This is a genomic window from Nocardioides allogilvus, from assembly GCF_003047285.1.
Lineage (GTDB): Bacteria > Actinomycetota > Actinomycetes > Propionibacteriales > Nocardioidaceae > Nocardioides > Nocardioides allogilvus.
On the sequence record NZ_PZYX01000022.1, the window covers coordinates 1 to 11,001 of the forward strand.

Sequence of the window (11,001 nt, forward strand, 5' to 3'; positions counted from 1 at the left end):
GGCGCTGGTCCTGCTCGGCCCGCAGCGCGACCAGCACCTGCGCCGGGGTCTCCGGCAAGGTGTCGGTGCTGCTGCGGGTCGTGGTCGCCATACGAAAATCCAAGCAGGGACCACCGACAGCGGACCCCCGAAACAGCCGATTCCGGGGGGTCTGGGGAAAAAGAATTTCAAAAAGTTTGCGGGGTTTCGTGACGGTCGCTGCGCGACCTCCTCAACCGCCGAGAGCGGCTCCCGACGCACACCTGAGAATGAGAGCATGAGATCCGTGGATCTCCGTGATGTCGTGCTGACAACGCCCAGGCTGACGCTGACATCGTGGCTCCCCGGCGATGTCGGACCCTTGCTCGAGGTGCACTCGAACCCCGAGACCATGAGGTTCGTGCGCCACGGCCGCCCAGAGTCGCGAGCCGAGACCGAGCAGCTCGTCGGCTGCTACATCGCCGAGCACGCTGCTCGGGGATGGACCAAGTGGCGCCTCGCAGACGCCGAGGGCAGTGTGGTCGGGAGAGCGGGTTTCGGTGGCGACGACGCCGTTCGACAGCTCGCCTTCGTGATTCGGCGCAGCCACACCGGACGCGGGCTCGCGACGGAGATCGCCGAGGCGTTGGTGGGCTGGCATCTGTCACACGCAGACGGCGCGCAGCTCAGGGCGATCGCCGCAGTCGGGAACGACGCCAGCGTCAGGGTGCTCCAGAAGGCCGGCTTCGTCGAGGACGGGACAGAGGACTTCGACGGCATTGCCTGTCACTCGTTCGTCCACCCGTCGTGAAGGACCGACCAGACCGGATCCGGCCTGAAGCGCTCCCACCCATCACAGAACGGCGGGCCCCAGTCGGCCACGATCGCAAGGACGTCGGCAGCATCGGCCTCGATGGCCGCGGCGACAACCGGCGTGAAGACTCCCTGCGACACCGCGAGTGCGAGCTCGTCCTGGTCCTTGAGCGTCGCCGTTCGGTCGGGCGCGACGACCACGTCGAGCACGTGGTCGCTCGTGTAGAGCGTCGTCGAGTCGCGGACGTGGGGACGCTCGAGGTTCACGTACCAGCCGACGAACTCTCCGAAGACGAAGAACAGCCACACCGACCACGGGCGACCGGTCGGCGCGATCCGCAGCTGGTCGTGGCGTGCGTGCACTTCCGTCTCCGCGACGACCGGCGCCGTGAACAGAGTGCCGGGGTCATCGCGCTTGCCCCGCCCATCGGCGCGCGCGGCCCGCAGCACCGGCGTGCCCACCGGCAACCACACGACCAGTCCGGCAGCGTCGTCGCGCACCACCGTGACCGGTTGCGCGAAGTGCGGAGCGGACGTGTCCAGGACCGGGTCACCCGTGCCCAGCGGACCGGAGCCCTCCCGCCACATGACCTGCGTGCCGACAGGCCAGTACGGCGCTGTGCCGGACGGGCGCCGCACGCGACGGTTCACTCCGAGCTGAAGACCCGGAGGTGACCGCGCTTCTCACCGAGGCGGGGGTCGTCGGCGGAGTGCATCGGCGGGGCGGGCTCGGGCGGGCGCGCGGCTTCGCGGACAGCGTCGGCGAGGGCGAGCAGGTCGTCGGAGCTCGGGCCGCGGGACTTGATGTCGGAGGCGAGGCGCAGGACCTCCCAGCCGCGCGGCGCGGAGAGGCGCTCGGAGTGGAGCTCGCACAGGTCGTAGGCGTGCGGTTCGGCGTAGGTCGCCAGCGGTCCGAGGACGGCGGTCTGGTCGGCGTACACATAGGTCAGCGTGTTGACGGCGCTGCGCCCGCAGGCAGTGCGCGAACAGCGACGGAGACTCACGCGCCAGACGCTACCCGCCGAGTCGTCCGCTTCGGATTAGGCTCGCGGTCGTGACTGAGGCCAGGCGGTTGACCCGCGACCGTCGTGGCCGTGGGCAGCGTGGCCCCGGCATCGTCCCGCGCGACCCGGGCGTGCCGGAGCGACCGACCCGGCGCGAACGCTTCGACCGGCTCGTCCTCGACATCGTCACCGAGGTCGACGCCCGCTGGCACCGCCAACTCGGGATCGTGGAGTACGCCGTCGAGGACACTCCCCTGCTGCCCGACGACTGGGGCGAGGACACCGTCCCGCTGTCGTCGCTGATCCGCGGCGCGGGTGGCGAGGCGAGCCGGCTCGTGCTCTTCCGGCGACCGATCGAGCACCGCTGCGAGACGCGCGCCGAGCTCGAGGCGATGGTGCTCACGCTCGTCGTCGAGCAGGTGGCCGAGCTCCTGGGCCTGCCGCCCGAGGACGTCGACCCCCGCTACACCGACCAGGGCTGAGTCAGCGCAGCGCCGGCCGCACGTCCGGCACCCGGCCGGCCACCGCCAGCGTGGTCAGCGGCAGCACCGCCAGTCCGGGCGGTCCGACCTCGAGCGCGGCGACGACCCCCGACCGGTCCACCCGGAGGTCCAGGACCGCTCCGTTGCGCGGGAGCTTGAGCCGGCTGGCCATGCCCGGCGTCAGCTCGACGCGCTCGCGGGCGATCTCCTTGCCGTCGGCATCGACCACGACGTAGGTCGCCACGCCCACTCCGTCGGCGCCGGAGAGCACCAGCCGCGACGCCCCACGCGGCAGGGCGAGCGCGGCGCGCGCAGCGACCCGCTCCCCCGCCACCGCGTGCGACAGGTCGCCGCCGGCGAGCGTGCGCAGGGAGGCGGTCACCGGTTGGGACGCGTCGAGCCGCAGCCCGAGCGCTCCACGGGCGGCGCGGCTCCCCAGCAGGTCGGTGAGCTCGACGGTCTGCGTCGAGCCGGGCGCGATGCGGATCTCGTCGGTGTCGGCCGGCGCGAACTCGCTCTCCTTGGTGATGACCTTGAGCTCGACGCGCGCCTCGCTCGTCCCGGGGTTGGCCAGCACGAGCGTGCGCTCGCCCGTCTTGCCGCCCATCCCGAGGAGGTACGCCGACGTGCCGGGCTCGCTCTGGGACGGCAGCCAGTCCCAGCTGCGCGCGCCCCGGCCGAGCTCGTCGACCTGGTCGACGACGTCGACGCCGAGCCGCCCACGCGAGACGAGCACCTGCAGCGCGAGCTCCTCACGGGTCGGCACGATGTCGGCCAGCTCGAACCGCATGGTCCGCCCGCCCGGCACGGTGACCCCGCGCAGTGCGGGGACGTCCAGTGGGCCGTCCGGCCCGAGCACGGTGACGTCGGCGACGGCCGGTCCGCCGTCGGGGTTGACCAGCTCCAGCGTGGAGGAGTGCTCGGGGGCAGCGCCCACACCGGTGAACCACTGCCCGGGCTTCGGCGCGCTGCACGAGACGGCCGACGCGGCGCCGTAGCGCACCCCGAGGAACCCGGCGGCGAGGTCGCCCTCGACCTGCGCCACCACGGCGTCCGCCCGGCCCAGCCGACGGGTGCCGTCGAGCGCGACCTCGTCCTCGTCGGGGAGCCGGAGCGTGACGTCACCGGCGACGCCGTCGGCGTTGGCGAGCCCCACGGTGCGGGCCCCCGGCAGGGCCGGCGGGCAGACGAGCGTGGCGCGGGTGAGCGGCACGTCGGTGGGCGGGTGCGTGGTCGACGGATCGTCGAGCGGTCGCACCAGCGCCAGCGCGGCGACCGTGAGCAGCGGCACGACGATCGCGAGGATCTCCAGCGGTCCGAGGCGGCCGGTCGGCAGGGAACGTCGGGAACGGTCAGTCATCCTCGCGCGCCTTCCGCAGGGTGGGGGCGGCCAGCACCAGCACGACGAGGATCGCCAGGCCCTGCACGACCAGCAGCAGGATCCGGAAGACCGAGGTGCGGCTCTCGACATCGGCGGCGGCGAGCGGGCGGTCGACCCGCCAGGCCCGGGTCGAGCGGTCCTCGGCGCTGGCCTGGTCGAGCCCGGCCGTGGCGTCGAGCCCGGCCGCGACGGCGCCATCGGCGGGCGAGGGCAGGACGACGTACTCGATGCCGGCATCGCCGAGTGCCTTGACGACGCTCGCGGTGGGCGCCGAGACGAGCGCGCGCACCTGGGCGTCGAAGTCGGGGTCGACATCGGCGAGCGCCAGGATCTCGTCCTCGCCGAGGGTGACACCGTCGCCGCGACGGACGCGGTAGTCGACACCGGTCTCGACCGAGCCGCGGAGGACCAGCACGCCGTGCTCGTCGCCGAGCTGCGAGCTCTGCTCCATGTAGGCCGGCACCACGGTCGGCTCGGTGCGCGTGAGCGCGTCGTCCTGGTCCACGAGCCACCACCCGAGACCGCCGAGCGGCACGGCCGCCGCGAAGACGGCGAGCAGGACGGCGAGGCCCCGCTGCCAGAGCGGGTGTGCCTGCCCGTCGTGGAGGCGCCGGAGCCAGGCCTCGGCGCCGATGACGGTGGCGATCACGGCGACGCCCTGCAGGATCACCACGAACAAGCCCAGGCTCGGCCGGGTCTCGGTCACGGGCAGCGACAGCCGCACCCAGCCGAGGACGGCGACGACGAGGGCCGCGGCGAGCGCGACCAGCCAGCAGACGAGCACCGGGACGCGCGTCGAGCGCGGCACCAGCGCCATGACGGCGAGTACGGCGAGGAGCGCGCCGAGCCACCACGGTGCCCCGACGTCTCCGAGCCGGCCGGTCACCAGCCCGACGAAGTCCACGCGATCGCCCGGGAGCCGACCGGCCTCGAGCAGCAGGCCGGGCGCGGACCCGGTGGTGATGAGCGGGAGCAGCCACGGCGCCAGCAGCACGGGCACCGCGAGCAGCGAGACGACCGGCGGGCCCCACGCGTCGCGGTCCTTGAGCAGCCGGGGCGCCACGAAGGCGGCGGCACCGAACACGATGGCGGCGACGAGGAGCGCGAAGAGCCAGACACCGGGCACGAACGCCGCGCCGAGCGCCACCAGCAGGGCGGTGCGCCACGCGGCGCGCCAGCGGCCGTCGCGCTCGGGGTCGGCGAACCCGAGGGCGGCACGCGCGGCCCACGGCAGGAGGGCGGCGACGGCGACCGTGCCGAACCGACCCTCGCCCCAGGCACCGGAGGTGGCCGGCACGAGGCCGTAGGTGACGGCACCCCAGACGTGCACCCACCGCGGCAGGTCGCGGGTGTCGACCAGGTGGCCGACGACCGTCAGCAGGCGCCAGGCGCCCCAGGCAGCGAACGGGATGGCGAGCAGCATCAGCGTCGAGACCACCGCGCCCGTGCTGCCGCCGAAGAGGGTCGCGAGCAGGGCGAAGGGCAGGACGTAGGCCGGCGCGGGCACGTCGGTGCCGGTGCCGAGCGGGTGCCTGGTCTCGACGTGCAGCCGCCACCAGTCGGCCGCGTCGGCCGGCACCTGCGACAGCGCGCCGCCCGTGATCGTGCCGAAGGCCGGGCGGGCCGCGACGACGGCCAGGACGGCGAACAGGGTGAGCGCCATCGCGACCGGGTTGGTGACGAACTTCGCGACGATCCCGGAGTCCTGGAGGAACTCGTCCTCCTCGTCGGCGGGCGCACGCGAGGACCCGGCGCCCGAGGGGGCCGGCGGCTCGGCGGCGAGCTTGGCCGCCCGGCGACGCTCGGCGACGTCGGCCGCCTGGTTGGTCGCCGCTGCGGCGAGGTCGGTGACGAAGTCGAGGCCGTGGCGGTAGGGCAGCCACACCGGGGCGAGCAGGGAGCGGGCGTCGGACTCCTCACGGCGCCGGTCGACGCGCGCGCGACGGGCGGCGAGCAGGTGTCCCGGGCGCGAGTAGACCGACAGCACCGCCGCGAGCTCGTCGAGCGCCTCGCCCGGCGAGCGGACGACGAGATAGCCCAGCACGCGCAGCAGCGAGCCGAAGAACAGCCGGACGACCTGCCAGGCCAGCCAGCGCCGCGGGGCGTTGGCGAGCATGGTGAACAGGGCGGCCCGGCGCTCCTGGTAGTGCGTGTGCCGTCCGGTGAGAGGCGTGCGGCGCACGCCGCGGTGTGCCGCCTCGGCGTGGAAGACGACCGCCTGCGGGATCACCATCGTGTGGTGGCCGGCCTGCGCGGCGCGCCAGCCGAAGTCGATGTCGTTGCCGAAGATCGGCAGCTCGTCGTCGAAGCCACCGAGCTCCTCGAGCACGCGGCGGCGTACGAGCATGCCGGCGGTGTTGACCGCGAGGACGCGGCGGGCCTCGTCGTGCTGGCCCTGGTCGTACTCGCCGCGCTCGAGCCCCGTCTCGCGGTGCCCGGTGCCGGTGATCGTCAGGCCGACCTCGAGCAGCCGCCGCAGGGAGGGCCACTCGCGCAGCTTGGGACCGAGGATGTCAGCGTCGGGATATTCCTCGATCGCCAGCGTCAGGGCCAGCAGGGCGTCGGGATCGGGGTTGGCGTCGTCGTGGAGCAGCCAGATCCACTCGTCGTCGCCGGCGGGGTCCGGGGACAGCGGCGGCAGCGTCGCGAGGGCGGCACGGACGGCCTGCGGGAAGGTGGTCGCACTGTCGAGGACGTGCACGACCTGCTCACCCCAGGCGTCGCGGACGAGTGAGGCGCTGTCGTCGCGGCTGCCGGTGTCGACGGCGACGAAGGCGTCGACCGGACGGTGCTGGGCGGCCACCCCGTCGAGCACCGCGGGCAACCATCGCGCCCCGTCGTGGCTGACGAGCAGGGCAGTGACGGTCACCGGAGCACCCTAGCGAGCAGGCGGTCACGCCCTGAAATGCAGTCGCCCCGGGTCGAGGACGACCCGGGGCGCGACTGGTGTTCGGTGCTGCGACTCAGACTGCACGCTTCTTCAGCTTGCGACGCTCCCGTTCGGAGAGACCGCCCCAGATGCCGAAGCGCTCGTCATTCATCAGTGCGGACTCGAGACAATCGTTGCGGACCTCGCACGTCAGGCAGACCTTCTTGGCCTCACGCGTGGACCCACCCTTCTCCGGGAAGAAGGCTTCTGGGTCGGTCTGCGCGCAGAGCGCACGGTCCTGCCAACCCATGTCTTCGGCGTCCGGCTCAAGGAGAAACAGTTCTGCTCTCATGGCTTTCGCCCTTTCGACCCTTGGCGGTGCACGTTGTTCGTATGAACAACACTATGGGAATTACATGCCTGTCGTACCCATGAAGTCAAGCCCGAATCTGCTATGGCCCGAACGGGCCATGGGACTCGGACGTCCGGGCCACGAGCCGTAGGGCAGGCTGGTCGCATGCAGAAGATCACTGTTCTCTCCGGCGGGACCGGCGGTGCGCGGTTCCTCCAGGGCCTCCTCCACGGCATCGCGACCTCCTCCCTGCCGGGGGTGGCCCCCGACGCCGAGGTCACGGTCATCGCCAACACGGCCGACGACCTGTGGATCCACGGCCTGAAGGTCTGTCCCGACCTCGACACGGTGATGTACACCCTCGGCGAGGGCATCGACGTCGAGCGCGGGTGGGGCCGCAAGGACGAGACCTGGAGCGCGAAGACGGACCTCGAGGCGTACGGCGTCGAGTCGACCTGGTTCGGACTGGGCGACCGCGACATCGCGACCCACCTCGTCCGCAGCCAGATGCTGGAGGCGGGATACTCGCTCTCCGAGGTCACCGCGGCCCTGTGTCGCCGCTGGAGCACGGCCCCCTCCTGGGGAGGCGTCCGGCTGCTGCCGATGACCGACGACCGGGTCGAGACCCACGTCGCGATCGCCGACGCCGAGGCCCCGAGCGGCAAGCGCGTCATCCACTTCCAGGAGTACTGGGTGCGCCTGCACGCCGAGGTTCCGGCCGAGGCGCTCGCTTTCGTCGGTCTGGACCAGTCGGCGCCCGCACCCGGCGTCCTCGAGGCCATCGGCGACGCCGACCTCGTCATCCTGCCGCCGTCCAACCCGGTCGTCTCGGTCGGCACCATCCTCGGCGTGCCCGGCATCCGCGCCGCCCTGACGGCCACCAGCGCCCCGGTCGTGGGCCTCTCCCCGATCGTCGGCGACACCCACGTGCGCGGGATGGCACACCAGGTGCTCACCGCCATCGGCGTGGACGTGACCGCCGCCGCGGTGGCCGAGCACTACGGCTCGCGCGCCACCGGCGGCGTGCTCGACGCCTGGCTGGTCGACGAGACCGACGCCCACCACGTCGCCACGGTCGAGGCCGCGGGCATCGCGTGCGTCGCCGTACCCCTCATGATGACGGACCACGACGCCACCGCGGCCATGGCGGCCGCGGCGATCGAGCTGGTCCGTCCCGCGTGAGCACCCCGTGACGCACCTCGAGGTCACCGCCCCCGACGGGCTGCCCGAGATCACGCCGGCGTCCGACCTCGCGGCCCTGGTCGTCGGCGCTACGACCCTGCGCGACGGCGACGTCGTGGTCGTCACCAGCAAGGTGGTCAGCAAGGCCGAGGGCCGGGTCCGGCTCGGCGAGCGCGAGGGCGCACTCGCCGAGGAGACCGTCCGGGTCGTCGCCCGCCGGGGCCCGACCACGATCGTGCGCAACCGGCTCGGGCTGACCATGGCCGCCGCCGGCATCGACGCCTCCAACGTCACGGCCGGCTCGATCGTGCTGCTGCCCCTCGACCCCGACGCGAGCGCGCGCGGCCTGCGTGCGCGCCTCCACGAGCTCACCGGCGCCAACGTCGGCGTCGTCATCACCGACACCGCCGGGCGGGCGTGGCGCGAGGGCCAGACCGACATCGCCATCGGTGCGGCCGGGCTGCGCGTCACGGTGGACCTCGCCGGCCGGGTCGACGGCTACGGCAACGACCTCGCCGTCACGCTGCCGGCCGTCGCCGACGAGATCGCCGGCGCCGCCGACCTCGTGCAGGGCAAGCTCGCCGGCCGGCCCGTCGCCGTCGTGCGCGGCCGCGCCGACCTCGTCCTTGCGATCGGCGACGACGGTCCCGGTGCCGGCTCGCTGATCCGGCCCGAGGGCTCAGACCTCTTCGCGTACGGCGCCCGCGAGGCCGTCGTCCGGGCGCTGATCGGCGCCGACGACGACCGGGCGCCCTTCGGCCGGCCCGTCGAGGCCGACGAGCTGGCGGCGGCCGTCTCCCGGGTGGTGGGCGGCGCGTCGCCGTACGCCGAAGGCACCCTCACGCTGCCCGCGGCCGCCGAGCAGCGCGCCGTCGCGGCCGTCTGCTTCGCGCACGGCTGGCGCCTGGACGCGTGGCTGCCGGGCGTTTCGGGAGTGGTGGCGCACGTCTCACCGACGACTCCGTAGACTCTGCCCCCGACCCCGCCTGAACACAGGGCGAGCCCACCGACTTCGAGAGACTCACCGACCGTGGCCAAGAAGGACAGGACCGACCGTCAGGCGGTCATCGACTCCATCCGCAGCAAGCAGAAGGGTGCCGAGAAGCGGCGTGGCTACGCCATCGTCGGCATCTGCGCCACCATCGCCCTGCTGATCGTCGGCGCCGCGGCCTACCAGCCGATCAAGGACTGGTACGACCTGCGCGGGTTCGAGGAGCAGGGGCTCGACGAGATCGGCGCGGCGGCCGACGCCTGCGGTGAGATCACCACCAAGAAGGCCAACGGCTCCCAGGAGCACGTCGACCCGGGCACCCCGATCTCCTACGAGGACTCGCCCCCGGCCTTCGGCCAGCACTACAGAGTGTGGGACACGATCGACCGCAAGCTCTACACCAGCAGCGACCGCCCCGACGTGGGCGAGCTCGTGCACAACCTGGAGCACGGCTACACGATCCTCTGGTACGACGCGACCGTGGCCGAGAGCGACGCGATGATGGACGACCTGCGCGGCATCGCCTCCAAGTTCGACGACAACGCCAACTACCGCAACAAGTTCAAGGCCGTGCCGTGGACCTCCGAGGACGGCGAGCCCTTCCCCGGTGACGAGCACGTCGCGATGACCCACTGGTCGGTCGGCGGGGCCGGCGAGTCCGCGGCCGACAAGCAGGTCGGTGTCTTCCAGTACTGCTCGGCTCCCAGCGGCGCGGCGCTGGAGGACTTCATGAAGAAGTACCCCTACACCGACTCCCCGGAGCCGGACGCGATCTGAGTCCTCGAACGACGCACCTCAGGTGAGGTGTCCGTGGCCGTCCTCCTTGAGGGCGGCCACGATCGATTTCACGTCCTGCGCCCGCTCGAGCGTGGTGACCAGCAGCGCGTCGCCGGTGTCGACGACCACGACGTCCTGCAGCCCGACCACGGCGACCGTCCGACCGCCGTGGGGCACGACCAGGCCGCTGGCGTCGATGGTCCGCACGAGCCCGGCGTCGCCGAGCACGGTCACCGCGTCGTCGCCCACCAGAAGGCCCTCGAGCGAGGCGAAGTCGCCGATGTCGTCCCAGCCGAACGTTCCCGGGACGACCGCCACGCGGCCGGCGGCGGCCGCTGGCTCGGCCACGGCGTGGTCCACGGCGATCCTGGGCAGCGTCGACCAGAGCTCGGCCAGGGTCGACGGGTCGGCGGCAATCGCGCGCAGGGTGGCCGCGAAGTCGGGGTCCTGCTCCGCGAGCAGGTCCAGCAGCACTCCGGGTCGTACGACGAACATGCCGGCGTTCCAGCGACAGCCGTCGGCGACGTACGCCGCTGCGACCTCGGCCGAGGGCTTCTCGACGAACTCCCGGACGGCAAAGGCACCCGAGACGTCGTCGAGCGCGTCGCCGACGCGGATGTAGCCGAACCCGGTGGCGGGGTGGGTCGGCTCGATGCCGATGGTCACCAGCCAGCCGGCGCGAGCCGCCTCGACCGCCGTGGCGGCGGCGGCGTGGAACGCCTCCGGGTCGGTGATCACGTGGTCGGCGGCGAAGGAACCCATCACCGCATCGGGGTCGCGGACCTCGAGGAGGGCCGCAGCCAGCCCGATCGCGGCCATCGAGTCACGCGCCGAGGGCTCGGCGACCACCGCGTCCGCGTCGAGCTCGGGCAGCTGGGCCGTGACGGCCGCCCGGTGCGCCTGCCCGGTGATGACGAGCATCCGGTCCTCGACCAGCGGGGCCAGCCGGTCATGGGTGGCCTGGATGAGGGTGCGGCCGCTGCCGGTCAGGTCGTGCAGGAACTTCGGCGAGTCCTGCCGGGACAGCGGCCACAGGCGCGTGCCCGCACCACCGGCGGGGACCACGGCCCAGAAATGCTCGATCATGGCCGCAACCCTAGGTGTTCTGTCCGGACAGGTTGGGCACGCGGTCGGCGGGTGACTTGCCTTTGAGTGCGGTGTGGCCGCGGTGGTGATTGTAGTGATGGAGCCA

At 72.9% G+C, this 11,001-nt stretch carries 11 protein-coding genes; 5 read left to right on the top strand and 6 right to left on the bottom strand.

From position 1 onward, the window contains the following. Positions 1–256 precede the first annotated feature (256 nt). On the top strand, positions 257–769 hold the full coding sequence (locus tag C9J87_RS19055; protein WP_036491093.1) for a GNAT family N-acetyltransferase: 513 nt from the start codon (positions 257–259) through the stop codon (positions 767–769). Here the strand turns inward: C9J87_RS19055 and C9J87_RS19060 are convergent. Continuing rightward, positions 745–1,410 (bottom strand): DUF402 domain-containing protein, encoded by a 666-nt coding sequence (locus C9J87_RS19060; RefSeq protein WP_036493212.1) that lies wholly within the window; start codon positions 1,408–1,410, stop codon positions 745–747. The genes C9J87_RS19055 and C9J87_RS19060 overlap by 25 nt on opposite strands. Before the next feature lie 8 nt (positions 1,411–1,418). Continuing rightward, positions 1,419–1,775, bottom strand: coding sequence for a DUF3499 domain-containing protein (locus C9J87_RS19065; RefSeq protein ID WP_036491095.1), 357 nt, complete (start codon positions 1,773–1,775; stop codon positions 1,419–1,421). 50 nt (positions 1,776–1,825) lie between these two features. Here C9J87_RS19065 and C9J87_RS19070 point away from each other — a divergent pair, with 50 nt between their 5' ends. Beyond that, complete coding sequence (locus C9J87_RS19070; RefSeq protein ID WP_107706332.1) at positions 1,826–2,257, top strand: metallopeptidase family protein; 432 nt, start codon at positions 1,826–1,828, stop codon at positions 2,255–2,257. 1 nt (position 2,258) lies between these two features. Here C9J87_RS19070 and C9J87_RS19075 read toward each other — a convergent pair whose 3' ends face one another. From C9J87_RS19075 to C9J87_RS19085, 3 genes are all read right to left on the bottom strand, one after another. Then, the gene (locus tag C9J87_RS19075; protein ID WP_107706333.1) at positions 2,259–3,617 is read right to left on the bottom strand and encodes a DUF5719 family protein; all 1,359 of its coding nucleotides are present in this window, start codon (positions 3,615–3,617) and stop codon (positions 2,259–2,261) included. Beyond that, a complete protein-coding gene (locus C9J87_RS19080; RefSeq protein WP_107706334.1) occupies positions 3,610–6,507 on the bottom strand; it encodes a glycosyltransferase family 2 protein in 2,898 nt (965 codons plus the stop codon). Before C9J87_RS19080 ends, C9J87_RS19075 begins: the two co-directional genes overlap by 8 nt. Positions 6,508–6,601: 94 nt before the next feature. Beyond that, positions 6,602–6,859, bottom strand: coding sequence for a WhiB family transcriptional regulator (locus C9J87_RS19085; RefSeq protein ID WP_010833819.1), 258 nt, complete (start codon positions 6,857–6,859; stop codon positions 6,602–6,604). 165 nt (positions 6,860–7,024) lie between these two features. On the opposite strand from C9J87_RS19085, the gene cofD reads away from it, so the two are divergent. The 3 genes from cofD to C9J87_RS19100 all read left to right on the top strand — a co-directional run bounded on the left by cofD (position 7,025) and on the right by C9J87_RS19100 (position 9,809). Then, complete coding sequence (gene cofD, locus C9J87_RS19090) at positions 7,025–8,041, top strand: 2-phospho-L-lactate transferase (RefSeq protein WP_010833820.1); 1,017 nt, start codon at positions 7,025–7,027, stop codon at positions 8,039–8,041. A gap of 7 nt (positions 8,042–8,048) precedes the next feature. Next, complete coding sequence (gene cofE / locus C9J87_RS19095; protein WP_107706335.1) at positions 8,049–9,008, top strand: coenzyme F420-0:L-glutamate ligase; 960 nt, start codon at positions 8,049–8,051, stop codon at positions 9,006–9,008. A 63-nt stretch (positions 9,009–9,071) separates the two neighbouring features. Then, entirely contained in the window at positions 9,072–9,809 is a 738-nt protein-coding gene (locus C9J87_RS19100; protein WP_107706336.1) for a DUF3105 domain-containing protein, read from the top strand. An 18-nt stretch (positions 9,810–9,827) separates the two neighbouring features. Here C9J87_RS19100 and C9J87_RS19105 read toward each other — a convergent pair whose 3' ends face one another. Further along, on the bottom strand, positions 9,828–10,895 hold the full coding sequence (locus C9J87_RS19105) for a mannose-1-phosphate guanylyltransferase (RefSeq protein WP_107706337.1): 1,068 nt from the start codon (positions 10,893–10,895) through the stop codon (positions 9,828–9,830). Positions 10,896–11,001: the final 106 nt, after the last annotated feature.

Excerpts from the sequence above, each read along its gene's own strand:
- C9J87_RS19055 (WP_036491093.1), top strand. The coding sequence starts at position 257 with ATGAGATCCGTGGATCTCCGTGATGTCGTGCTGACAACGCCCAGGCTG.
- C9J87_RS19075 (WP_107706333.1), bottom strand. The coding sequence starts at position 3,617 with ATGACTGACCGTTCCCGACGTTCCCTGCCGACCGGCCGCCTCGGACCG.
- C9J87_RS19085 (WP_010833819.1), bottom strand. The coding sequence starts at position 6,859 with ATGAGAGCAGAACTGTTTCTCCTTGAGCCGGACGCCGAAGACATGGGT.
- cofD (WP_010833820.1), top strand. The coding sequence starts at position 7,025 with ATGCAGAAGATCACTGTTCTCTCCGGCGGGACCGGCGGTGCGCGGTTC.
- C9J87_RS19105 (WP_107706337.1), bottom strand. The coding sequence starts at position 10,895 with ATGATCGAGCATTTCTGGGCCGTGGTCCCCGCCGGTGGTGCGGGCACG.